At 42.3% G+C, this 23,286-nt stretch carries 24 protein-coding genes; 10 read left to right on the forward strand and 14 right to left on the reverse strand.

All coding sequences use genetic code 11. The features are described from left to right. Positions 1-87 precede the first annotated feature (87 nt). Entirely contained in the window at positions 88-1,026 is a 939-nt protein-coding gene (locus DSL64_RS12440) for a DivIVA domain-containing protein (protein ID WP_115831228.1), read from the forward strand. A gap of 5 nt (positions 1,027-1,031) precedes the next feature. After that, complete coding sequence (gene folB / locus DSL64_RS12445; protein WP_115831229.1) at positions 1,032-1,382, forward strand: dihydroneopterin aldolase; 351 nt, start codon at positions 1,032-1,034, stop codon at positions 1,380-1,382. A 46-nt stretch (positions 1,383-1,428) separates the two neighbouring features. Here folB and DSL64_RS12450 read toward each other — a convergent pair whose 3' ends face one another. The 4 genes from DSL64_RS12450 to DSL64_RS12465 all read right to left on the reverse strand — a co-directional run bounded on the left by DSL64_RS12450 (position 1,429) and on the right by DSL64_RS12465 (position 5,062). Beyond that, positions 1,429-1,734, reverse strand: coding sequence for a rhodanese-like domain-containing protein (locus DSL64_RS12450; RefSeq protein ID WP_115831230.1), 306 nt, complete (start codon positions 1,732-1,734; stop codon positions 1,429-1,431). A 23-nt stretch (positions 1,735-1,757) separates the two neighbouring features. Next, positions 1,758-3,599, reverse strand: coding sequence for a T9SS type A sorting domain-containing protein (locus DSL64_RS12455; protein ID WP_158547911.1), 1,842 nt, complete (start codon positions 3,597-3,599; stop codon positions 1,758-1,760). 1 nt (position 3,600) lies between these two features. Beyond that, the gene (locus DSL64_RS12460; RefSeq protein WP_115831232.1) at positions 3,601-4,398 is read right to left on the reverse strand and encodes a PASTA domain-containing protein; all 798 of its coding nucleotides are present in this window, start codon (positions 4,396-4,398) and stop codon (positions 3,601-3,603) included. 73 nt (positions 4,399-4,471) lie between these two features. Continuing rightward, entirely contained in the window at positions 4,472-5,062 is a 591-nt protein-coding gene (locus DSL64_RS12465) for a riboflavin synthase (RefSeq protein WP_115831233.1), read from the reverse strand. 179 nt (positions 5,063-5,241) lie between these two features. Between DSL64_RS12465 and hisB the strand changes: the two genes are divergently transcribed. The 3 genes from hisB to DSL64_RS12485 all read left to right on the forward strand — a co-directional run bounded on the left by hisB (position 5,242) and on the right by DSL64_RS12485 (position 9,457). After that, a complete protein-coding gene (hisB, locus tag DSL64_RS12470; RefSeq protein ID WP_115831345.1) occupies positions 5,242-6,366 on the forward strand; it encodes a bifunctional histidinol-phosphatase/imidazoleglycerol-phosphate dehydratase HisB in 1,125 nt (374 codons plus the stop codon). Positions 6,367-7,176: 810 nt separating this feature from the next. Then, on the forward strand, positions 7,177-7,827 hold the full coding sequence (locus DSL64_RS12480) for a carbonic anhydrase (RefSeq protein ID WP_115831235.1): 651 nt from the start codon (positions 7,177-7,179) through the stop codon (positions 7,825-7,827). 52 nt (positions 7,828-7,879) lie between these two features. Next, positions 7,880-9,457 (forward strand): SulP family inorganic anion transporter, encoded by a 1,578-nt coding sequence (locus DSL64_RS12485; protein WP_115831236.1) that lies wholly within the window; start codon positions 7,880-7,882, stop codon positions 9,455-9,457. Positions 9,458-9,609: 152 nt separating this feature from the next. Here DSL64_RS12485 and DSL64_RS12490 read toward each other — a convergent pair whose 3' ends face one another. The 8 genes from DSL64_RS12490 to DSL64_RS12525 form a co-directional block, all read right to left on the reverse strand. Beyond that, positions 9,610-10,056, reverse strand: a complete 447-nt coding sequence (locus DSL64_RS12490) for a hypothetical protein (RefSeq protein WP_115831237.1) — start codon at positions 10,054-10,056, stop codon at positions 9,610-9,612. Between the two features lie 19 nt (positions 10,057-10,075). Further along, positions 10,076-10,513: a hypothetical protein gene (locus tag DSL64_RS12495; RefSeq protein ID WP_115831238.1), complete on the reverse strand. Its 438-nt coding sequence runs from the start codon at positions 10,511-10,513 to the stop codon at positions 10,076-10,078. 55 nt (positions 10,514-10,568) lie between these two features. Then, positions 10,569-11,111: an RNA polymerase sigma factor gene (locus DSL64_RS12500; RefSeq protein ID WP_115831239.1), complete on the reverse strand. Its 543-nt coding sequence runs from the start codon at positions 11,109-11,111 to the stop codon at positions 10,569-10,571. Between the two features lie 208 nt (positions 11,112-11,319). After that, positions 11,320-12,273 carry a transketolase family protein gene (locus DSL64_RS12505; RefSeq protein ID WP_115831240.1) on the reverse strand — a complete coding sequence of 318 codons (954 nt, stop codon included), beginning with the start codon at positions 12,271-12,273 and terminating at the stop codon, positions 11,320-11,322. 45 nt (positions 12,274-12,318) lie between these two features. Beyond that, complete coding sequence (locus DSL64_RS12510; RefSeq protein ID WP_262512414.1) at positions 12,319-13,203, reverse strand: transketolase; 885 nt, start codon at positions 13,201-13,203, stop codon at positions 12,319-12,321. Positions 13,204-13,257: 54 nt separating this feature from the next. After that, positions 13,258-13,716 (reverse strand): thioredoxin-dependent thiol peroxidase, encoded by a 459-nt coding sequence (gene bcp, locus DSL64_RS12515; RefSeq protein WP_115831242.1) that lies wholly within the window; start codon positions 13,714-13,716, stop codon positions 13,258-13,260. Between the two features lie 4 nt (positions 13,717-13,720). Then, the gene (locus DSL64_RS12520) at positions 13,721-15,658 is read right to left on the reverse strand and encodes a M23 family metallopeptidase (protein WP_229217062.1); all 1,938 of its coding nucleotides are present in this window, start codon (positions 15,656-15,658) and stop codon (positions 13,721-13,723) included. A 55-nt stretch (positions 15,659-15,713) separates the two neighbouring features. Then, on the reverse strand, positions 15,714-16,325 hold the full coding sequence (locus tag DSL64_RS12525; RefSeq protein ID WP_115831244.1) for a fumarylacetoacetate hydrolase family protein: 612 nt from the start codon (positions 16,323-16,325) through the stop codon (positions 15,714-15,716). Positions 16,326-16,551: 226 nt separating this feature from the next. Between DSL64_RS12525 and DSL64_RS12530 the strand changes: the two genes are divergently transcribed. From DSL64_RS12530 to DSL64_RS12540, 3 genes are all read left to right on the forward strand, one after another. Beyond that, positions 16,552-17,187: a C40 family peptidase gene (locus DSL64_RS12530; protein ID WP_115831346.1), complete on the forward strand. Its 636-nt coding sequence runs from the start codon at positions 16,552-16,554 to the stop codon at positions 17,185-17,187. A gap of 123 nt (positions 17,188-17,310) precedes the next feature. Further along, on the forward strand, positions 17,311-18,507 hold the full coding sequence (locus DSL64_RS12535; RefSeq protein ID WP_229217063.1) for a hypothetical protein: 1,197 nt from the start codon (positions 17,311-17,313) through the stop codon (positions 18,505-18,507). Next, complete coding sequence (locus DSL64_RS12540) at positions 18,504-20,150, forward strand: DUF8832 domain-containing protein (RefSeq protein WP_115831245.1); 1,647 nt, start codon at positions 18,504-18,506, stop codon at positions 20,148-20,150. The genes DSL64_RS12535 and DSL64_RS12540 overlap by 4 nt, the downstream gene beginning before the upstream one ends. 22 nt (positions 20,151-20,172) lie before the next feature. Here the strand turns inward: DSL64_RS12540 and DSL64_RS12545 are convergent, their stop codons facing one another. Continuing rightward, positions 20,173-20,829, reverse strand: a complete 657-nt coding sequence (locus DSL64_RS12545) for an HAD family hydrolase (protein WP_115831246.1) — start codon at positions 20,827-20,829, stop codon at positions 20,173-20,175. 243 nt (positions 20,830-21,072) lie between these two features. Here DSL64_RS12545 and DSL64_RS12550 point away from each other — a divergent pair, with 243 nt between their 5' ends. Then, positions 21,073-21,531, forward strand: coding sequence for a hypothetical protein (locus DSL64_RS12550; protein WP_115831247.1), 459 nt, complete (start codon positions 21,073-21,075; stop codon positions 21,529-21,531). An 11-nt stretch (positions 21,532-21,542) separates the two neighbouring features. Continuing rightward, the gene (locus DSL64_RS12555) at positions 21,543-22,019 is read left to right on the forward strand and encodes a hypothetical protein (RefSeq protein ID WP_115831248.1); all 477 of its coding nucleotides are present in this window, start codon (positions 21,543-21,545) and stop codon (positions 22,017-22,019) included. 43 nt (positions 22,020-22,062) lie between these two features. On the opposite strand, the gene DSL64_RS12560 is transcribed toward DSL64_RS12555, so the two are convergent. Next, positions 22,063-23,199 (reverse strand): MBL fold metallo-hydrolase, encoded by a 1,137-nt coding sequence (locus tag DSL64_RS12560; protein ID WP_229217064.1) that lies wholly within the window; start codon positions 23,197-23,199, stop codon positions 22,063-22,065. Between the last annotated feature and the right edge of the window lie 87 nt (positions 23,200-23,286).

Here is a 23,286-nt window from a genome sequence, read left to right on the forward strand (position 1 = left end):
AAAATTGGTAAATACTTTGATATATGATTCATATATCTTTAACTTACGCAGCCGTTATTTAACACATTAAAAAGCATATATCGAATCATGAAAATTTCAGCAATAGACATACGTAAACATACGTTTGAAAAGATTTTCAGAGGTTACGACCCTGACGAGGTAGATGCTTTTCTCAACTCTCTTTCTCAGGAATGGGAACGTTTCAGCAGCGAAAATAATCTGTTAAAAATGCAACTTGAATATGCTGAAAAAGAATTAAGTAAGCTTAAGGATATTGAGTCTACACTGTTTCGCACCTTGAAAACGGCCGAAGATGCGAGCAAGCAGATAGAAAAAGAAGCCAATGAAAATGCTGAGAGAAGAATTCAGGAAGCGGAAAAAGCAGCGAATGAACTGGTAGCGGAAGCTGAAAACCGCACTTCTCAGGTGATCCGGGAAACCGAAGACAAACTGGAGCAATTCAAAAAAGATTTCGCATCTGAAGTAAAACTTCAGGAAAGGGATTTTCGGGCTATAGAAAACTTCCGTGATAATCTGATCGTGCAGCTTGCTTCCCTCGCTAACAGCACCATTGAGACTGTAGAACGTTTCGAACAGAAATATGATAAAGAATCTGTTTTGAATAAAATGGATGAAATCAAACAGCATATTTCTATTATTGAGATTCCTAATAAGCCTGTTGCTCATGAAGATACGCTGCCTGAGTCTGCGGAAGAAGAGATCAATATCGTTCTAGACGACGAAAAGCCTGAGGTACTGTTTGAAATTCCGGCGGAGGAAGAGATAGACGAACAGGTTAAAGAGCCGGAAGCAATTCCTGAGCCGGTAGCCGTTGTTCAGGAGCCGATTATTGAGGAAGTAAAGGAACCTGTCAGAAGCGCAGCCGATGAGGCCAATGAAGCACTTGCTGAATTACAAAAGACAAATGAGAAAAACCGGGAAGAAGCCGCTCCTCTCAACAGACCTCGTGTACACGAAAGCAGTCAGTCAAGAGGCGGAGGCGGTTCATTCTTTGACCAAATTTAATAACATTGGGAACTATCGCGCTTGAAGGGCTGGAGTTTTTTGCCTATCACGGTTACTATCCGGAAGAACAACTCATCGGAAACAAATATTCACTGGACATTATCGTTCAAACTGATTTCCAGGAAGCAGCAGTACATGACAGACTGAGTGAAACGGTCAACTACGCCACGTTGTATCAAATTGCAGCAAAGGTGATGAAAGAACCTGCTAAATTACTGGAACATATTGCATTCAAAGTAATTGCCAGCACACGTGAACATTATCCGCATATAGCGGGTGTCACGGTGAAAGTTTCAAAATTTAATCCGCCGGTGGGCGGTGTCTGTGCAAGGTCAGTAATTACCATGCAGGGCTAAAACAAAAGGCGGAGTTGAAGCTCCGCCTTTTTACATTCAATTCCTTCTATTCCTGCTCTTCCAGATCGCGGTAAGCCAGGATACCTCCTAATACATTTCGGGCATTTGTAAAGCCACGGGACTGAAGAAATGCAGTCGCTTTGCCACTTCTTGCACCTGAGCGGCAGTGAATAATAATTTCCTCATCTTTCAGACTTTCCAATTCGTCCAGATGATCAGGCAATTCTGCAAGTGGAATCAGAGTTGCTCCCAGATTGTCCTCTTCATATTCATGCTCTTCACGTACATCGTAAAAGTGAAGTTTCTCGCCCTTCTCTAAACGTTCCTTTAATTCTTCAACTGTAATATCCATAACTCCTATTTATTTAAAACTTGTCATTTAACAACTATAATCTTTTGAACAAAGGTTCGCTTACCATCAGACGATTTCAGAACGTACATACCATCAGCAATATCGAGAGTGGCAGATCGCTGTTCTGGTTCCGGCAGGATCGTCTTGATTAAACGTCCTTCAATTGTATAAACATCAATCCTTTTAACTCCATTACTTTTCCAGTTCACCACTCCGGTTCCAGGATTTGGGAAAAACCGAGCACTTAAATCTTCGCCGGGCTCTACGCCAACCGGAACTCCAACTCCCTGAGTTCCCAAAAACGGACGTATCATAATGTTTCCTCTCAGATTGTTTGAGACCGCCCATGTGGTTCCAATATTAGAATAGATTCGCTCAGTAGCAAAAGAATTTCTGTCAAAACCCAAAGTAACAGGCAACTCACCTACCTGCAACCACCCCACATAAAACGTAGCGGGAACTGCAACCGGATTTGTGAACTTACAAGTTATAAAGCCATTACGATCCTGAGTATACCGTGCCGCAATGGGTTGCTGTGTTAAAAGCTGATCGGGCAACCCGTCTTTATCACTATAAATCTGCACTAAAAAACTCTGGCCGGAAACGTCAGTATCAAAAGGGAGAACGGAAAGATATACACCACCAAGTGTATCCGCATTTATCATCGTGTAACGTACTGCAGCCCTTCCCCTTCGTTGAGTTATCTGTACTCCATATTCCGCGCTTCCATCATCATAAGCATAAAAATTATCGAGATGTGTCACTGCAGATATGCTGTCATTACTACGTAAATCACCAATAGAATTCTGATCATCTGTTGTCGACATCGCAAATTTATACCGAAGATTGGTCTTCTTATATGTTGCCGGAATAACAAGCGTGCCGACAGGAATAGTTAACCTTCTTTCCTGACTTCCCAGCAAATCAACCGAGCCAGATGCAGGAGCCCTGTAATATTCAACACCGGTTGAATCATCCTTGATGGTAAATGAATACCCTACGATTTTGTTAATACTATTGCTTCGGTTAAGCACGTCTGTCGACACAGACGACGCCTTATAGCTGCCCGCAGCCTTTCGATAGTGACTTAGAGGCATGGCTGTAAATCCATTCAACAGACTGGTTAACGGATTCCGAACCGTCAAATCTGGTGTAAATCTATCGCGGAATGTTCTGTTTGCATTCAAATACACATAGTCCAGATGCCACATGTCATAAGATCCTGAACTACGTCCGAATGAACGAAAACGGAACTGAAATGCAGAATGAAAGAAGGTAGCGGCATCGATCTTAACAAAGGAATGTGTAAAAACAGTATCCAGCTCGTATCCCTGCTGTTGCCAGGCTTGCACCCAATTTCCCGTTGAGGACAGAAATTCCAGTCGGAAAAAATCACTCGAATCCGGCATTTCACCCAAACCTCTACCCAACCAAAAGAAACTGATATATACAGAGTCTTTCACAGCTTTTCCTGATAAATCGATAACCTGAGAAGTCAACGTATCCGTAAAACCCTGAGCCAACGGACTGGTGAAATTGTAGGGCCTTCCGGCAACATTGAGTCCGTCAAATGTAGCCACGTTGATGGAGGGATGGTTTCTGGTCATTGTATTATTCACAAATACACCACTGCCTGTCATCCACCGATTATTATCAGGACTTCCGCCTTTTGCAGTAGAAAAATCATCAAAAAAGGGCAACGTCAGCCCTGCTGTAACTCTCGCATTATGCTGATTCTCTATGCCATCATACATTTCCGCCCGAAATGTATACGGCACCAGTTTCAGCTGGGCATAACCTGCAGTAACCGCGCCCAATGTCAGTAAAAGCAGAAAGCAACATCGCAGTAAGAGGCTTTTATTCAAGTTATTCCTGTTGTGTGTTGTCATTTTCAATAGGTTCGGCCGACTGGGGAGTCACCCATAAATCTATTATATCTCCAATTCTGACACTGCTGCCACCATCCGGATTTTGCCGTACAACTGTACCAGGTGCCTGACCTTCTTCAGCTGGAATCTCCATCAACTGTCCTATTTTAAGACCTGCCCCGATAATCACAATTTTTGCTTCGTCCAACGGCATATTCAGTACCGAAGGTGCTTCAAACTGGGCAGTTCCCAATCCTTCGCCCAGTTCAAGGTCAATTTTCGATCCTTTGGCTATAGGCTGGCCAGGTTCAATCACACGTCCGTTATACATTTGACGCAAAACTGCATTCTGTGCCATATCCGGTACGTAGGAGATGTTACCCTCTTCCAAACCTGCACTTTTAAGCAGCTGCTGAGCGCTTCGGTGCGTCATGTCTGTCAGCTTAGGCATCTTGATAAGCGGCGCTGTTCGGGAAACTACAGTAATATAAATTTTCCTACCCTCTTTCACTTTTTCGCCTGGCAAAGGATATTGAGCTAGGATAGTCAACGGAGCGACATTGGCTACAAATGTGCAATCACTGACCTCATAACGAAGATCACGGGAGTCAAGAAATTCTTCCAGCCCTTCCACACTTTTTTTCTTCAGGTCCGGAACGGTTATAGACTCGCCATGATTGGTCGTGAACGGCAAATAGACAAAGAAAAAACCCAGGAAAAACACAAGAATAAGTGAAATAACTATTCCGATGTGAATAAGAAGATCACTCCGCGATTGCGTACTAATTTTTGCCATGTAAGTGGGTAAGACAATGTTTTAATAAATTGGCTTAAAAATAGAAGTAAAATTTAAGTCTGCCAACAGTCGGTTACTGATAGCCTCCCATTATACGCTTGATATACTTACCCAGAATATCAAATTCCAGATTAACAGCACTACCTTCGGTCAGCTGATGAAAATTAGTATTTGCATATGTATACGGAATAATTGCCACCCGGAAAGTGTCCTGTTCTGAGTTAAATACCGTAAGACTCACCCCGTTGATACAAATTGAACCTTTTTCCACTGTAATATTACCAATGGAAGAATCATATTTAAAATCAAAAAGCCAGCTTCCGCCGCGCTCTTCTTTTTTGATACAAACTGCAGTCTGATCAACATGCCCCTGTACAATATGGCCGTCGAAACGTCCGTTAGCAGGCATACATCTTTCAAGATTGACGCTTGCCCCCTGCTTCAGCTCTCCAAGATTCGTTTTGAGCAATGTCTCTTCAATGGCAGTAACCTTATAAACATTCCCATTCACCTCGGTCACTGTCAGACAAACTCCATTGTGACTTATACTCTGATCTATCTTAAACTCTGCCGCTATCTCCGACTGCAAAGTAAAAGTTTTGTTGGTACCTTCTGTCTCTATCCCGGTCACATCTGCAAGTGACTCGACAATTCCTGTAAACATCCTATTTCCTGGTTAAAACAATTCGTTTGTAAAGTTACAACAACTTTAAAACCTTTTTATTACAAGAACGGTGAATGCGATTTAGTTTCCGTTTGATTTCTCAATTTCAGATAGTTTACGAACTTTGCGACAAATTGTGGTTTTACTACCTGCCTGAGTTTCAAATTCCATTCTATTCAATGAAAAAAGTACTATTTATAGACCGTGACGGAACCATTATCGTCGAACCTCCTATCGATTTCCAGGTAGATTCTCTGGAGAAACTTGAATTCCTGCCGAAGGCGATCTCCAATTTACGCCGTATTGCGGAAGAAACCGATTTTGAGTTTGCGATGGTGACTAACCAGGACGGATTGGGAACAGATTCCTTCCCCGAAGACACTTTCTGGCCTGCACAGAATAAAATGGTACAAATATTGGCCGGAGAAAATATACATTTTGCCAATACACATATAGACCGCAGCTTCCCGGAAGAAAACCTGCCTACCAGAAAACCGGGGATAGGAATGCTTGGAGCTTACTTTTCAGAAGAATACGATCTGGCAAACAGTTATGTGATCGGAGACAGGCTGACGGATGTCCAGCTTGCGGTCAATCTTGGAGCGAAGGCAATCTTTATTGCCGAATCTATTCCCTCTGAAGGAGTTTCACCCGAAATGAATAATGCGATATCATTTGTCTCTACAGATTGGGATGCCATATATGAACATTTGAAACTGCCTTCCCGTACTGCTTTCGTTGAACGCAATACAAAAGAAACCAAAATTAAGATCGAGCTCAACCTTGACGGAAGCGGCCGTTCTGACATTCATACTGGTTTGGGTTTTTACGATCATATGCTTGATCAGCTGGCTCGTCATTCAGGCGCTGACCTGACGATTCATGTGGACGGAGATCTGCATATAGACGAACATCACACCATTGAGGACACCGCTCTTGCGTTGGGAGATGCCTACCGCCAGGCGCTGGGTGACAAACGCGGTATCAGCAGATACGGTTTCCTGCTTCCTATGGACGAGGCTCTGGCTCAGGTTGCTATTGATTTTTCAGGCAGGCCATGGCTGGTTTGGGATGCTGAATTCAAACGAGAAAAAATCGGGGAAATGCCAACTGAAATGTTCTACCATTTCTTTAAGTCGTTTTCTGATACCTCATTGTGTAATCTGAATATTAAATCAGAGGGGCAAAATGAGCACCATAAAATTGAGTCGATATTTAAAGGCTTTGCCAAAGCTATCAAAATGGCTGTACGCAGAGATTTGAAAGCATTGGATTTTATGCCATCGACAAAAGGAGTGCTATAAATTTCATTTCAGCCTTCCGGTGTAAGATTTTTTTCCTATTTTTGTTCATCATATTTTCGAAGAAAAACAAATAGTAATATGGGTTCTACAGGAATGACAATCGTCATGATCGCTTTTTACATTGTCTTGCTTAGCTCAGCTTTCATCGTTGGACGCTGGCTGGAAAACCACGAAAAAGGGTGGAGACCGTAATAAGATCTTAAATAATCTGAAGGGGGATGTAATTTACATCCCCTTTTTTTGTGCCCATCAGTAGTATGTAATAACAACGTAGAAAGTTGAAACCATCTAAATTCTTATCGTATTTTAATAATTATTAATATAACATTAGAATAAGCAAAACGTTTTTACCTTTGTATACAGCGATCAAACCAAACTGATACTTTGAAAAGCCTTTGCCTCATATTGCTCACCGTCTTTTTCTTCTGCAAGTCAGCAGATGTGGCGAGTTTTCTGTTGGCTAAGAATAAAGTTTCATCAGTATGCAAAACTGAAAATTGCGAAAGCGAAAAGAGTGAAGTAGAAAAAGGAGTTGATGATCAGCAACTTATTCACACCACATTAGCTTTCACTTATCCTTCCAGCACAGTACCAGTTAAAACTGTGTTTTCCTACTCCGTACAATTCGAGAATGAGATTTTCAAAAATCTCTTTTCTCCGCCTCCCGAGCAGGCCTGATTTCCATCTTCATTTATTTTAAAGTTTCCGGACAGATGCTTCATCTGATTCTTGTCTATTCTGATATGAATCTTTTTGAATTGCACATATCCAACATTATTTATTCCATTTAAAATACTAATCTGTAAAAAGATGATCAGGTCATATAAAAAACTTTTTGACAACAATAAGAACTGGGTACTGGATAGAAACACAAGCGATCCTGAATTCTTCACTTCACTGGCACATGGCCAGAGTCCGGAATTTCTCTGGATCGGATGTTCGGATAGCAGAGTACCTGCGAATGAAGTAACCGGAACTGCTCCGGGAGATATTTTCGTAACGCGCAACATTGCCAACATGGTGGTTCATACCGACATGAGTATGCTGAGCGTGCTCGATTATTCTATCAATGTATTGGGCGTGAAGCATGTGATGGTGGTGGGTCACTATGGTTGTGGTGGTGTGAAGGCCGCTATGGGAACTAAGCAAGTAGGGCTGATAGATAACTGGTTGCGGAACATTAAAGACGTCTACCGACTTCATGAAAAAGAACTGGATGCCATAGACAATGACCATGATCGCTTCAACAGACTGGTAGAATTAAATGTGCGTGAACAGGTTCTCAATCTTACCAAAACCTCTATCGTTCAGAATGCATGGGCCAATGGTCAGGACCTTCTTGTACACGGACTCATTTATGATGTGCACACCGGGCTTCTGAAAGACCTTGATATATCAATAGGCGACATCAGTAAAGTCAAATCTGTTTACAAGTTTGATGTTGATTACAGCCTGCAATAGTTCTCTTTAACACTCCTGTCCTCATATCGTTTCATTTATTAATATCGACACAATGTCAGCTAGTAAAAATAATTTGTTTACAAACCTCAAATATGATTTTCCTTCGGGGCTGGTTGTCTACCTTGTAGCACTTCCATTATGTCTTGGTGTTGCACTTGCTTCTACCGGAAGATCCGATTTACTTTTTTCCGGCATCATTGCAGGAGTTGTCGGAGGAATTGTAGTAGGTTTTGCAAGTGGTTCTGCATTGGGGGTTTCGGGGCCAGCTGCCGGTTTAGTGGTGATTGTTCTCAACGCACTCGACACTTTAGGAAGCTTCGAAGCATTTCTGCTCGCTGTGGTAATTGCTGGTCTGCTGCAGATTATAGCAGGTCTGCTCAAAGCAGGAATCATTGGATATTACTTTCCTTCGGCCGTCATCAAAGGAATGCTCGCCGCCATTGGTATAACGCTTGTTCTCAAAGAAATCCCTCACGCATTCGGATATGACGCTGATTTTATGGGAGACGAGGCATTCATCCAAAAAGATGGCCAGAATACTTTTTCGGAGTTATTGAACATGATAAAGTATTGCAGCGTAGGTGCAATTATTATCTCGGCAGTGTCACTAGGACTGTTGATTCTCTTCGATAAACCTTTTATGAAGAAAATTCAGCTTTTCAAATTTCTTCCGGGTGCGTTGTTTGTAGTGATCATCGGAACAATGTTGAACCTGCTTTTTGGTACAATTGTACCGGAGTGGGTACTAACAGGCGAACATTTGGTACAGCTCCCGGTAGCCTCGAACGCAAACGAATTTTTCAGCTTTTTCAAGTCACCTGACTTTTCAGCATTCCAGCGTGTAGAAGTCTATACTATTGCAGTCACTATTGCAATAGTAGCCAGTCTGGAATCGCTGCTTTCCGTAGAAGCAACTGATAAATTAGACCCTTACAAGAGAGACACTCCCACCAATCGCGAGCTTATAGCGCAGGGATTGGGCAACATGACTTCCGGCTTGCTGGGAGGATTGCCGGTTACACAGGTTATTGTTCGTAGCTCTGCGAATATAGAATCCGGGGCAAGATCAAAAATGGCGACCGTCATACATGGTACAATCCTGTTATTGTCAGCGATTTTCATCCCTAAATACCTCAACTACATACCTTTGTCATGTCTGGCGGCGGTATTGCTGATGGTTGGTTATAAGCTTTCTAAATTCTCATTGTACCTGGGAATGTACAAGCTGGGTAAGGATCAGTTTATACCATTTTTTGTAACTGTGATTGCGATTTTGAGTACGGATCTGCTGAAAGGTATTGCGATTGGTATGGTGGTTGCTATTTATTTTATATTGAGAAAGAATTACAAACATTCTTACCATTACAAAAAAGAGGAGCACCATCATGGAGAAGTGATTACGTTGCAACTTTCGGAAGAAGTAACTTTCCTCAACAAAGGAAGCATCGGACTAACGCTGGATCATCTGCCTGATAACTCTACGGTTATTATCGACGGAAGTAAGTCCATCCATATTGACTACGATGTACTCGAAATCATTCAGGATTTCAAAGCACATCGTGCACCTCAACGTAATATCACTGTAGAAACGAAAGGAATCAAAGATGTGGCCGCCGTGGGTGGCCACTGATAGATCTGAACAGGATTTGAAATACATATAAAACAGGCTGGACTTTTAGAATTTCCGGCCTGTTTTTGTACAAAAAAATCCCGCAAAGAAATGAATTTCAAATGCGGGACCAGATCAAGGGTAATAAGTCGATTTTGCCGGTTAGAATACGCTTATTGTTTAAGTCTTTGCAGCAACATATCATTAAACGTTTTTTCAGCTTTATAGAGCTCAATAACCTGCCCTGCCGTAATCACCTTCAGGAACCGGTTCTGATATTCTTTTTCAAGATCAAGCTCCTTCTGTTTTAATTCCTGAACTTCTTTCAGATTGTTAAGAACCTGTTCGTCAGCTTTACCTTCCGCTTTTTTCTCGTTAATAATGCGGCGTTGAGCGCGGTGAATTTCACGACGTTTCTGACTATACTCATTATATATCGGCCAGAATCCCGTTGACTGCTCTGATGTGAGATTCAAACGATTTGTAATAATGGCCACTTTTGCATCCTGAATCTTCTTCATTTCCTCTTCCGAACGACGCTGAGCGGATGCCGTGGAAAGAGACAGAAGCAAAAGAAGTACAGGAAATATTCCGAATTTTTTCAATAATCGTAAGTTCATATTTTCTTCACTGTTAGGGTCAAATGGTTTCTCCAACTGTAGATTCGATAATCTGCTGACGGATAAACTCGCTATCCATTCCGTCCAGATAGTGCAAAATGGTAGTATCATTGTCAAAAGCGTGCTGAACTACCTTATGCTCACTCAGGTCATAATAGCTCATATCTTCCTCTTCTAAATAACTAATGATAGAAGCATCACTGATATCAGCCAGCGGCGCCTGTCCAAGCGCTCCCTGCTTTTCAGGTACTGTTATCCATACCAAAAGAAAAACAAGGGACATAGCAGAGACCAAAGCTACCGAACGCTGCCACGACCAGCCCACCAGTGGTTTTCTGACCGGTTCTGACGTAATCTTTGCTTGTATAATCTGTGGCAACTCGTCAAAATAACCATCCGGCACTGAAAAAGGCGTTTCCTTTTTCAAATCATCCAACCGTATGCGTTTGTTGTCCATGACTTTTTAAATTTCTTTATTAACAATTCGTTTGACTTATTAATATGATAATGGTTTAATCAGTGCCATTTAAAAAATCTTCAATTTTTTTTGTCGCCCAGTGATAGGACGCCTTAAGTGCCCCTACTGAAGTACCTGTTATTTCGGAGATCTCTTCGTATGGCAGCTCTTCGTAGTACTTCAAATTAAACACTAAACGCTGTTTTTCAGGCAGTTTCAATAAAGCCTTTTGTAATTTAAGCTGTATGGCATCTCCGCTTAATTCGGGATCAGCTTCCAGCTTTTCATTCAATTCATTCTCAACATCATGTATGGGAATAAAAAATCGCTTCCGTTTTTTATTGAGAAAATTGATGGCCTCATTACTTGCAATCCGGTACAGCCAGGTATAAAGTTTGGCATCGCCCCTGAAATTTTCAAGCGCTGTCCAAGCCTTTACGAATACATCCTGGGTGATATCGTTCGCATCGTCGTGATCCACCACCATTTTACGCACCAGCCAATACACCTTCTGCTGGTACTTTCGTACCATTTGATTGAAAGCATTTCGGCGCGTTTCAGGATTTTGAAAAAGAGCTAATAATTCTTCGTCGGACATTTATAAAAATAAACCTGTCTGTTGATTGCAGGTTAGAAAAGTAGACATTATTTCAATTCTTAACGCTTGCCCGTTTCCGAATCCTTCAATAATACGTTGTTTTACTAACAGGGACAAATATAACAGAGTCTTGCAAAAAGCAAAAGATGTGCTTTCTGCAAGACTCCGAAATTACTGCCAATTACCTTCCGGTAACTGCTATCTTAAATTATTTACGGCTTATAGCACGTTTCGCTGCTGCAACGATATCTTTTGCAGTCAGACCATATTTCTCCATTAATTGAGCAGGCGTTCCGCTTTCTCCGAAGCTGTCATCAACAGCTACATATTCCTGTGGAACCAGTTTGTTCTTGATCAAAACCTGTGCAACGCTGTCACCCAACCCGCCCAAACGGTTATGCTCTTCAGCAGTCACTGCGCAACCTGTTTTCTCTACTGATTTCAGGATTGCTTCTTCATCAAGAGGTTTGATCGTGTGGATATTGATAATTTCGGCATTGATACCTTCTGCTTCCAGAAGTTCACCAGCCTGAATTGCTTCCCATACCATGTGACCTGTAGCGAAGATACTTACGTCAGTTCCTTCGTTTACCATCCATGCTTTACCGATCTCGAACTTCTGGTCAGCATCTGTGAACACAGGAATAACCGGACGACCAAAACGCAGGTAAACAGGACCTTCGTAGTCAGCAATTGCAATGGTAGCTGCTTTTGTCTGGTTGTAGTCACATGGGTTGATGACAGTCATGCCTGGAAGCATTTTCATCATTCCCAAATCTTCAAGGATCTGGTGTGTTGCACCATCTTCTCCCAAAGTAAGACCTGCGTGAGAAGCACAAATTTTTACGTTTTTATTTGAATAAGCTACGCTCTGACGGATCTGGTCATATACACGACCGGTTGCAAAGTTGGCGAAAGTAGTAGCAAAAGGAATTTTACCACCAATTGTCAAACCGGCAGAAACTCCGATCATATTAGCTTCAGAAATACCGCACTGTACAAATCTGTCCGGATTTTCTTTGATGAACGGCTCCAGTTTCAAAGAACCAACAAGGTCAGCACAAAGTGCAACTACATTAGGGTTTTGCTGTCCGAGAACATGCATACCAGCTCCAAATCCGGAACGGGTGTCTTTCTTTTCAGTGAAAGTGTATTTTTTCATTATTAATTAATGTCTAGATCGGTTAACCAAAAAGGATGTCTGTTTTTAATAATCTCCCAAAGTCTCTTCCAGCTGTGCAAGCGCTACAGCAAGTTGATCGTCATTAGGAGCAGTTCCATGCCATTTGTGCGTACCCATCATGTAATCAACACCATAACCCATTCCGGTATGAAGAAGAATCAGAATAGGACGACCATGACCCAGTCTTCCTTTTGCTTCATATAGTCCTTTAACTACTGCAGTCATATCATTACCTTCCTCAACAGAAATAACTTCCCAACCGAAAGCTTCATATTTCTTACCAAGGTCGCGGTTGTTCATTACTTTTAATGTAGGTCCGTCGATCTGCTGACCGTTCAGGTCAATGATAGCGATCAGGTTGTCTACTTCGTGATGCGGTGCAAACATTGCTGCTTCCCAAACCTGTCCTTCCTGCTGCTCTCCGTCACCCATCAATACAAATACTGTAAGATCGTCTTTATTCAGTTTCTTAGCTAGTGCCGATCCTATTGCAGCCGACATACCCTGACCAAGAGATCCCGACGCAATACGAATACCTTCAAGGTGTTCATGCGTAGTAGGGTGTCCCTGCAAACGTGAATCCAGCTTTCTGAAAGTAGCAAGCTCAGATTTCTCAAAATATCCTCTGTGTGCCAACACACTATACCAAACCGGAGAAATGTGCCCGTTAGACAAGAAGAACAAATCTTCTCCCTGACCATTCATGTCGAAAACAGGTTTTCCGTTTTCTTCATTAAGCTTCATTTGCTCAAAATACAAAGCCACAAGAATCTCGGTACAGCCCAAAGATCCTCCCGGATGGCCTGACTGACAGCCATGAACCATGCGGACAATATCCCTGCGAACCTGGGATGCTACTTTTTCTAATTGTTCAATTTCCATTTCTATTGTTTTTCTTACGGATTGGATCCTTTTTAGAGATTGTAAATTTGGTATTAATCAAGCTTAGAATATGACTATTAATTATTCAGTTTTACCGAGAATTTGATCAGTGTGGTTTTTGGTATCCACTTTCCCGATAATTTCTTCTATCACACCGTTTTCATTAATGACGAAAGTAGTCCTTGCTATCCCCATGAAGGTACGGCCATACATACTTTTTTCTACCCAAACGCCATACGATTCCACGATTGCATGATCGGTATCAGCCAGTAACGGAAAAGGAAGATCGAATTTTTTGATGAACTTCTGATGCGACTTTTCATCGTCAACACTTACTCCCAGTACAATATATCCTTTACTGAGCAGTACTTCATAATTATCTCTCAGATTACATGCCTGTGCTGTACAGCCAGGGGTATTATCCTTGGGATAAAAATATAAGATCACTTTTTTACCTTTAAAGTCAGCAAGTTTTACTTCTGCTCCATTCTGATCCTTAGCTGCGAACTCAGGTGCCGCGTCCCCTGCCTGAAGTGTCATACGTTTACTTTTTTCGTTTCACCGACTTAACAGCCGGCTCTTTAAGTTCGGTTTGCAAGATAGTACTATTTCCCGCCCCGTCAGTAACTTCGAGTGTTAGTTCACCTTCGAATGGCATAGTATCATCTAGTTTTTCAGACCAGATATATCCTCTTTTGCTATCAAAATTCAGCAAAACCCATTCATCACCTACCTTAGCTCTGTAGTGTGAAATACCTGAAAACGAATCCCAGATATAGCCTCTTATTCTGGTTTTGCTATGTTCAAGTAGTTTTATTCCCGGCGGGATTGTATCTGTCCTGACCACAAAAGTACCCAGTTCCTTGGTTTGAAAACGAATCTGATCGCCATCCCATTCACCACCAACAAACCGGTAATCACCGTCGAGATAGCGATACACTTTCGCCCTATCCTTATTTTCAGGAAGTTTATCCGGAACAAAAGAAACAGATACGTAATCTCTGAGCGCCGTTCCTCTGGTATTGAGCGTCAGGTAATTCATGTTCCGCTGGGCTGTCACATATAATGTATCAAAAAGGCTGGTCGGCTTAAATTCTACGGTCCAGTCTTTACCTGTATAAAGAGACGAAATCCCGGGAAATACTTTGGTGCGCAGATAGGTCCTTGCTATAGAATTACCAATTTTAACCGAGTCGGGCATATATGCACGCAAATCAGTTAAAAAAACCGCTGATTCCTTATCGTAGAAATCCGGTTCTTTTTTTATCTCTTTACCTTCTGCATAGAAAGTTGCTAATGGCAGACTACTGCGATAGTTTTTAGCTTTGACGATCAGCGTATTATTTTGAACGTCGGTTTGAATCCACTCAGGATTTACTTCTGTATCGGACACAGGCAACTCAGCTTTTCCCTTTTCACCTTTTATCGTGAAAACCAGCTCAGAAAAATTTTCGTAGGAATCAGAAATGCGAATCTTCACTTCATGCGCAAGTGTATCGGTAATGTTTAGCTTTCCTTTCAGCAAATTTGTTTTGTATAGATTGAAGGTGTTTCCATCAGGAACATAACATCTCAGGTAGCGCTGGCCTGTTTCCTGTTCCGTTTCATAGTCAATCAGGTTGTTATAATCACGGGTAGAGGAATTAGGAAATATCTCCATATTGTAGGAGAACACCTCTTCTCCATCCATTCTGATCTCTACACATTGCAAACCATATCGAAAACCAGTCCCAGTCATTTGGTCATGAGCTACCAGATCTATACCTATAATTCCGGTAGCTGTAACCGGATAGGCGAGGCGATAAGATCCATCCTTTTGTTTAACCGGACTATATACCCGTCTGTCAAACTGCCCATTCACCCTTCCGTTGATATCCAAAGGCCTGATCGCCAGATTCACAAACTTGGGTGGTGTTACATCCCTGATTTCTTTAAAACCGAAATAAAGGGGATTCAGGTAATTGTCCTTCGAATCACGGATTTCAAAATGAAGATGCGGTCCCGCTGATCCTCCCGTATTACCTGATAAAGCAATTACCTCTCCCTTTCGGAAAGAAAATTGATTAGGCTCAGGAAATAAGTCAATTTCAAAACTCTGCTTTTTATACTGTTCAGCACGAACCCAGTCAGCCAATTTATCACTGAACTTCAACAAATGCCCGTATACGGTCGTCTGTCCGTTGGGATGGCGCAGAAAGATTACGTTACCATAGCCACTCCGCTGAACTGCCACTTTATACACATAGCCTTCAGCTGCTGCATGTACCGCAAGCCCTTCTCTCTGCTGGGTGCGGATATCAAGTCCGGCATGGAAATGATTGGTTCGCAAATCGCCCAGGCCACCTGCCAGCGTATTGGGCTGGCCAGGCATAATAGGAAACTGATAATATCCCTTGGGATAAGATTCTTTCTGAGCGAACGAAGGTGAAATAAGACTGACGATACCAAGACAAAGAAAACAGTATCGAGCCAGTGCTGACATTTTTTTTAACATGCAAAGAAACGGATGAATGATGGGTGCAAATTTTAGATTTTACTTATCTAACGAACAACTCCAGCATCTTCTTTCCCTCAATGGAAGCCGTAAGCTTGTCACCTATCTGCACTGGTGAAACTCCTTTTGGTGTTCCTGTAAAAATCAGATCTCCTTTTTTGAGCATAAAATACTTTGAAACGAATGAGATCAGGTAATCAATCCGGTACAACATCATAGAGGAATTACCATTCTGACGCGTTTCTCCATTTACATCCAGACTGAAATTCAGGTTTTGTATATCTTCAAAATCGGAAACCGGAACAAAATCCGAAACAGGTGCAGATCCATTAAACGCCTTTGCAAGCTCCCAGGGCAAACCTTTGCTTTTCAGTTCTGATTGCAGATCGCGTGCGGTAAAATCAATCCCGATACCAATTTCATCGTAATACTTATGCGCAAAACGTTCTTCAATATTTTTCCCCACCTTATTAATCTTTACAACCAGCTCTACCTCATGGTGAACATCTTTTGAAAAATCAGGGTAAAAAAAGGGCTCTCCCAATCGGACCTGTGCCGTTTCAGGCTTTAGAAATATAACCGGTGCATCAGGACGTTCGTTGTTCAGCTCCGCAATATGATCGGCGTAATTACGCCCTACACAAATAATTTTCATTCAGAATCGGCACTTATGTTAAAATAATGAACTGTTAATCATCAGTCCAACACCAAAATTACTGACAAACCATACAGAGACATAATATTTATTCTGATTTTTCAGCGCTTATCGTTTTTGACTCACTGCAAATGACCGTTTTATATCTTTTAACCTTTTGTTTTGACAATTTTTGGCAGAAGTGTCGTTATTTGTAAAAGAAACTTCGCAGGCAAAAACATTGCGCATGACCAGGCACATTACACTTTACCTTTCCATTTTATTCATTTTCACGCTTATTTTATCCTCCTGTGATACCCTCAGGAAAACACCTTCCAATGCGTCTGCGGCGCGTCCGGGAAGCAATTCGTCCCGCAATAATCCACGCTCAACAGCAGGTAGAACACCGGCGAGAAAGCCTGCCAATACATCCAGAACCACCACTCCTGCAGCCAGACCTACCTACAGCCGTCCCTCAGGTTCTTACAGCACTGAAGTTCCAAAGGTCGTAGAAGTAGCCCGTACCTACTGGGGAACACCGTACCGCTCAGGAGGTAATGACAAAAGTGGTATTGATTGCTCAGGACTAATTTGCTCGGTTTATTCAGAAATAGGAGTTAAAGTACCGAGAATTTCATGGCAACAATCTGAATTCGGATCAGAAGTGGGGAGTATCAAAGAACTCAAACCCGGCGATTGGGTTTTCTTTGTTCCGGAAGCAGGTAAAGAAGGTTATGTATCACATGCGGGTATCGTAACCGATGTGCGGAACGGCGATGAAATCATGTTCATTCATGCTTCAACTTCAAAAGGTGTACGTGAAGACAATCTTTTTTCAAATTACTTCAAAGGAAGATTTGTAAAGGCGATGCGTCCTTTCTAATTTAAAGGTTATTTTACACAAAGATATATTCTTGAAAATCTGATAGTTCGATGGGGGATACTTCACCTTGAATTGTCTGATGGATAATATTATCACGCTCAACCCGACCCTTTCAATAACTTCATGGAAACTACTCTACCATCATTGTCTCCGGGCCAGACGTATGCTTTGAATAAAAAGGCCAGTATTCCGGTTTACATTCTTGCGACGGTTTTTTCCTCCTTTTGCGTGATCACCGGACTGATCTGGGACATTTGCTGGCATATTTCCATTGGCCGTGACGGACTGCTATCTCCTCCTCACCTGATCATTTATCTGGGAGCTGTGGTAGCTGGACTATTTTCTGGTTATGAAATTCTGCGAAAAACCTTTTGGGGATCAGCTGACGAAAAGGCTGGAAGCGTAAAAATATGGGGATTTTTTTACAGCTCACTTGGTGCTTTGTTTTGTGTCTGGGGTGCCATTGCTATGCTCACTTCGGCTCCCTTCGACGACTGGTGGCACAATACCTACGGACTGGATGTAACCATACTTTCTCCACCACACACCGTACTGCTATTAGGCATGATCGGCATACAATTCGGAGCAATGATCAGTGTGATCGCCATCAGTAACCAGTTTAAGACCTCACACAATCGGACAACTACCAATAAGCTGTTCACACTCTTTGCACTGTCCGCAGGCTTTTTACTTACCATCTGGTTCACATTACTGTCAGAAGAATTGGGCAGAATGGAGTCGCATCGCTCCAGCTACTATATCTACGCAGCATTTGCCTTTCCTCTATTACTTTTTGCCACAGGCAGAGCAGTCCGTCATAAATGGACGATCACTGCTGTTACCACTGTTTACACGGTGATGATGCTGGGTACACTTTGGATCATTCCATTATTCCCTGCTGAACCAAAACTAGGACCGGTTCTTAATCACATCGATCATTATCAGGCTTTTCAATTTCCGCTACTACTTATTATTCCGGCTATTGTTTTGGATTTAATAAGGGCGAAACTCACTCACCTGAACGACTGGACACTTTCGCTTATACTGGGCATCACATTCATAGCCGTTTTCTTTATCGTACAATGGTTTATGGGTGGCTTCCTGATGGAATCTCCTTATGCCCGTAACTGGTTCTTCGGATCCGATTCCTGGTACTTTGGCAACAATCCTGACTTTGAATTCCGCTACAAATTTGCTCCATGGATGCTGGAGAGTAACTCAGAACTCATCCAGGGCCTGGGCATTGCACTGGCAGGCAGCGTAATTTCTACCCGCATCGGACTTTCATGGGGAAACTGGATGCATAAAATTCAAAGATGAAAAAGCTTCTCAACCTCCTTTTCCTGACTGTATTGGGTCACTTGGCTCATGCACACGTCGGTAGCACTGGTGTTCAAATGCAGGGACAAGCCGGTCCTTACAAAATTCTGGTGAACATACAACCGCCGGATGTCATTCCCGGAACAGCCCGCGTAACCGTATTCGTAGAAAACGGTAATGTCACTTCTGTAGAAGCCCGACCCATCTATTTCAGATCCGGCGACAAAGGCGCTCCTTCAGCTGATAAACTGATAGCAAGCCAGCAAAGTCAGTTTGAAGGTGACATATGGCTGATGGAGCCTGGCTCATCCAGCGCCCAGATTCTTGTGGATGGAGATAAAGGCAAAGGCGAACTTATTGTACCTGTCATGGCCATTTCTACAGCACAAAGGGATATGCCGGAAGGTTTGGGAATTATGCTGAGTGTGTTGGGAATTATATTGTTTACACTGATGATCACCACCATTGGTGCCAGTGTTAGCGACGGACTTTTACCTAAAGGCGAAACATTGAGTCAGCCTAAAAGACGAAAAAAATACATCAACATGGGCATTGCCAGTGTGGTGTGCGCGTTGATTCTCTACGGCGGCAGCAGCTGGTGGAACGCCTGGGCAGCTCAATACAAAAAGCACCTTTATCAACCCATTAAAGGTAGTGCGTCTGTATTGGATCAGGGCGATGAACGGACGTTCAGGGTAAGTATTGATACAGCCGACTGGCAATCTCAAAACAGAGGTAATATGCTCAGCACGCTCATACCCGATCATGGCAAACTGATGCATGCATTTTTAATCCGAGTTCCTGGCTTGGATGCCTTTGCCCATATCCATCCTGAGCGGCAAGACAGCACTACTTTTCAAACTTCATTACCCAATTTACCAGGAGGTAAATATGTAGTTTATGCTGATATTGTTCGTTATTCAGGATTTTCAGAAACCATTACAGATACAATTGTCATTGCTGAGCATTCCAGAAAAGCACCGGAAAGTCCGAAGTTTTCCGAAGATACCTACATCATAACAGATCCGATTAACGCGCCGGGAAATGTGGCCATGGATGCAGACGTGGTCATCTGTGGTAAACCCGGAACAAAAACTGTTTTCCAGGATGGTTCCTATGCCATTTGGGAAGGTAAACCGGATCAGGCATTGGAAGCAGGAAAAGCGTATCAGCTCAACTTTGAAATTTTTAACCCTGACAATAGCCCTTGTCTTCCCGAACCTTACCTGGGCATGATGGGCCATGCAGTGGTAATGCGAAGCGACGGATCTGTGTATGTGCATCTGCATCCTTCAGGATCATTTCCTATGGCGGCAGAACAAATTTTCAAGAACCGACTGGCAGATACGACCAAACTCATCAAAAGACCAACTTCAGTCGTATTTAAAGACAGCGTTGATAGTTATCTGACGAAACTGAAAGCCATGTCAGTACTCGAACGGGAAGAATTTCTGATGACCGAAATGGGCATGTATGAACCGAATGAGAGCGGTATGGTAGGGATGGATCATGGAAGCAGAATTTCATTTCCTTATTCCTTCCCCAAGGAAGGGCGCTACCGGATTTTCCTGCAAGTGAAGCGTAATGAAAGAGTTCTTACGGGAGCTTTCGATGTAAAAGTAAAGGGGCCTTCTGTTATGTAGCCCCTTCTTTACCGGCTTATATTCAGAACAGGCTTATGATTTTCTCGTAAGAAAGTTCAAGATAGTTCTCTATGTATAAATTACAGGGTGGCAATTCCTCTTTGGTATGTGAACTTAGCACACCTACCACACGCATACCCGCGTTCAGCCCGGCTGTAACACCAGAAAATGAATCTTCAAAAACTACACACTGTTCAGGTTTTACACCCAGATTGGCAGCGGATGTGAGGTACACTTCAGGATCCGGCTTGTGCTTCTTCACATTTTCACTGGCCAATATAGACCCCAGTTTTTCCCTTACCGGAACTTTGCTCATAATGAGATCGAGATTGGCTCTTGGCGCGGAAGTTGCAACCCCCAGCTTCACACCATGACTCTCAAGATCTGTCATAAAATGGACAATCCCGAGAATTGGCTCAATATATGGCTCATAAATTTCCCTGAAAAGACTCTCTTTTTCATCTTCCAGTTGCAGCAATTCTTCACCCTCAATTACTCTCTGTAAAAAATGGCTCATGATATAGCTATTGCTCTTCCCATACATATGCAGAGCAAATTCCTCATCAGTCGGTGAAAGATTTCTGGTAGAAAAAAATTGACGGAAAGCCATTGAATGGTAAGGATTGGTGTGGCAGATAACACCGTCCATGTCAAAAATCACTGCTATTTCATTATTCATATCGTAAAGTTAAGAAATCAACCTATGTTACTGCCCGAAATCTACCCATATCTTTAAAGACTCTGCCTGTAATATGGCTGATATTACAGAAATAATATTTATTTTAGCTGATTAGTATCATTAAATTAACTGAGAGATACTCTTTTAAAAGCATTGTCAGGTATAGGTCTTATTATCCTGGTAAATCGATTTACATACTACACATTACCCTAACACAATATCCGTTATCATTTAGCTGGCTATATGAAGGAACTAGAACGAACTAACAACGGGACTGCCGCACACCCGGTTGCTACCAGTAAGCCATTGACCTCACTGGAGATTTACGACAGATATAGCGCCATGGCTTATGGGATTATTCTTCAGATTATACCCCAGCAACATCTGGCTCAGGAAATATTGGTCAATGTTTTTGCCTCACCGCAGTTACAGGCTTGTAACAGCTACCCATTTTCCTTCGCTGCATGCGTCATAAAACTGGCAAGATCCAAGGCAATTGATATGAAAAAGAGGATTATGGAGTTGGATAATAGTTCGGCAACTTTGCCTGCAGATGACAATGATAAATCACCTCAACGTATTTTCGATCTTGCATTCAGACAGGGATTTACACCCGATGAGGTGGCGCAAAAGCTGTTTATTTCGAAATCAGAAGTGCTGAAAGCATTTCATGATTTTTTCAAATCGTATCGTAACTCTTAACATCGGCACACTTGGAAACTAGAGATTTTATAGAAAGCGGAATTCTGGAATCGTATGTTCTGGGTCTTACTACAGACAAGGAGAAAGAATTTGTTCTGGAAAGAGTTCTCACAGATCAGGATTTGACAGATTATACGCTGGAATTAGAAGCAGATATCATGTCTTACTTCAACCAGGGATCGGTTCCTCCTCCCCCGGAAGTAAGAGAGATCATTCAATTAAGGACAACGAGACGTGATATTCAGAAGAAAAAACATGTTTATGAGAACAAGTCCTCTGAACAGCCCCCGAAGAAAGACGAATATCTTGAAATAGAGGTTAACGATACCCACATCAAAGTGCATAAATGGTGGCGACCTGCATTTATCGCTGTCTTTATTTTATCAAAAATATTTCTGATCGCAGCGCTGTATTTCTACTTTAAAGCAGCAAGTCAGGAGCAGGAAATTGAAAAACTTAGGGCACCGGGAATAGAAACTACAAAATAAAAAGAACGCCTGTTGAGGATAATCTCAGCAGGCGTTCTTTTTATCATCTCTTTGCATCATCCCACCAGTTTTTATCGGGATAGGCCGTATCGAGTATAATCTGCTCCCCAATCATCGGCGTGGTCAGTCTGAGCCCTATTTCTTTTGCTTTTTTTGCAATTCTTTGCGGCGATTCATTCCATGGATGTAACCCCAGCGTGAACCGACCCCAATGAACCGGCCAAACAATTTTCGCCCCTAAGTCGGCACCAGCCTGCGCCGTTTCTTCCGGCATCATATGGATGTATGGCCACATTTCGTTGTATTGCCCACATTCAAGAATTGCAAGATCGAAGGGGCCAAACTGATCACCAATTTTTTTGAAATGACTCTCATAGCCGGAGTCTCCTCCAAGGAATATTTTGTAATCGGGTGTTTCAAATACGTATGAAGCCCATAAAGATTTACCTCTCGCCAAACTACGTCCTGAAAAATGCCTGGCTGGTGTAGCAGTCACGTTTGCTCCCATCACTGCATTCGTTTTTTCCCACCAATCAAGTTCTGTAATTTGAGAAGGACTAATACCCCAGTGCTCCAAATGTGCTCCTACTCCTAATGGCACCACGAACTTCGTTGACTTCCCTGCAAATTGTTTGATTGTTTCGTAATCCATGTGATCGTAGTGATCATGCGAAAGAAAAACATAATCAATTTCAGGCAGATCCTGCACTTTATATATATTCGTCCCCGGATAACTCTTTGTCCCTGCCCATTGCACCGGTGATGTCCTTTCGCTCAACACCGGATCCATCAGTATATTTTTGTTATCAATCTGCAACATATAGCCCGAGTGTCCGAAATAGGTCAAAGTCGGCTTTTCGGAAGGCTTTATTTTCAGATCCCTTTTTACAGATGGTACCGTGAAGGCCGGATCTGTATCTTCCTTATCTTTAAAAAGAAACTGCAAGGTCAGTTTGAACATATTGGAATTCGGAGCACTCACAGGCGTATCGACAAGATTGACAAAACTGCCGTCTTTATAATTGGGTGATTTTTTAATCCTTTCCAGCCTGGCACCTTCGGGATTTTTACCGAAAGATTCCAACTGAAAAAATAAAAATAGTGCGATGGCACAAAGTACCAGAACTGAGAGAATAATCAGCATTACTTTTTTGAAAATAGATTTTTGTTTGTTGCGCATGAATGATCAGAGCCTGTCGGATGAATACCGGTAAAATAAAAATACCGGCCTCCTGAAAAGCCGGTAAAAATAACTGATAAAAGTCAG

This window comes from Dyadobacter luteus (assembly GCF_003383615.1).
In the GTDB taxonomy this organism is placed as follows: domain Bacteria; phylum Bacteroidota; class Bacteroidia; order Cytophagales; family Spirosomataceae; genus Dyadobacter; species Dyadobacter luteus.

Coding starts and splice junctions, on each gene's coding strand:
- DSL64_RS12460 (WP_115831232.1), bottom strand. CDS start 4,398: ATGGCAAAAATTAGTACGCAATCGCGGAGTGATCTTCTTATTCACATC.
- DSL64_RS12530 (WP_115831346.1), top strand. CDS start 16,552: ATGACCAGGCACATTACACTTTACCTTTCCATTTTATTCATTTTCACG.
- DSL64_RS12550 (WP_115831247.1), top strand. CDS start 21,073: ATGAAGGAACTAGAACGAACTAACAACGGGACTGCCGCACACCCGGTT.
- DSL64_RS12440 (WP_115831228.1), top strand. CDS start 88: ATGAAAATTTCAGCAATAGACATACGTAAACATACGTTTGAAAAGATT.
- DSL64_RS12560 (WP_229217064.1), bottom strand. CDS start 23,199: ATGCGCAACAAACAAAAATCTATTTTCAAAAAAGTAATGCTGATTATT.
- DSL64_RS12495 (WP_115831238.1), bottom strand. CDS start 10,513: ATGGACAACAAACGCATACGGTTGGATGATTTGAAAAAGGAAACGCCT.
- DSL64_RS12485 (WP_115831236.1), top strand. CDS start 7,880: ATGTCAGCTAGTAAAAATAATTTGTTTACAAACCTCAAATATGATTTT.
- DSL64_RS12490 (WP_115831237.1), bottom strand. CDS start 10,056: ATGAACTTACGATTATTGAAAAAATTCGGAATATTTCCTGTACTTCTT.
- DSL64_RS12465 (WP_115831233.1), bottom strand. CDS start 5,062: ATGTTTACAGGAATTGTCGAGTCACTTGCAGATGTGACCGGGATAGAG.
- DSL64_RS12525 (WP_115831244.1), bottom strand. CDS start 16,325: ATGAAAATTATTTGTGTAGGGCGTAATTACGCCGATCATATTGCGGAG.
- DSL64_RS12540 (WP_115831245.1), top strand. CDS start 18,504: ATGAAAAAGCTTCTCAACCTCCTTTTCCTGACTGTATTGGGTCACTTG.
- DSL64_RS12505 (WP_115831240.1), bottom strand. CDS start 12,273: ATGAAAAAATACACTTTCACTGAAAAGAAAGACACCCGTTCCGGATTT.
- DSL64_RS12480 (WP_115831235.1), top strand. CDS start 7,177: ATGATCAGGTCATATAAAAAACTTTTTGACAACAATAAGAACTGGGTA.
- DSL64_RS12450 (WP_115831230.1), bottom strand. CDS start 1,734: ATGGATATTACAGTTGAAGAATTAAAGGAACGTTTAGAGAAGGGCGAG.
- bcp (WP_115831242.1), bottom strand. CDS start 13,716: ATGACACTTCAGGCAGGGGACGCGGCACCTGAGTTCGCAGCTAAGGAT.
- DSL64_RS12545 (WP_115831246.1), bottom strand. CDS start 20,829: ATGAATAATGAAATAGCAGTGATTTTTGACATGGACGGTGTTATCTGC.
- DSL64_RS12535 (WP_229217063.1), top strand. CDS start 17,311: ATGGAAACTACTCTACCATCATTGTCTCCGGGCCAGACGTATGCTTTG.
- hisB (WP_115831345.1), top strand. CDS start 5,242: ATGAAAAAAGTACTATTTATAGACCGTGACGGAACCATTATCGTCGAA.
- DSL64_RS12520 (WP_229217062.1), bottom strand. CDS start 15,658: ATGTCAGCACTGGCTCGATACTGTTTTCTTTGTCTTGGTATCGTCAGT.
- DSL64_RS12500 (WP_115831239.1), bottom strand. CDS start 11,111: ATGTCCGACGAAGAATTATTAGCTCTTTTTCAAAATCCTGAAACGCGC.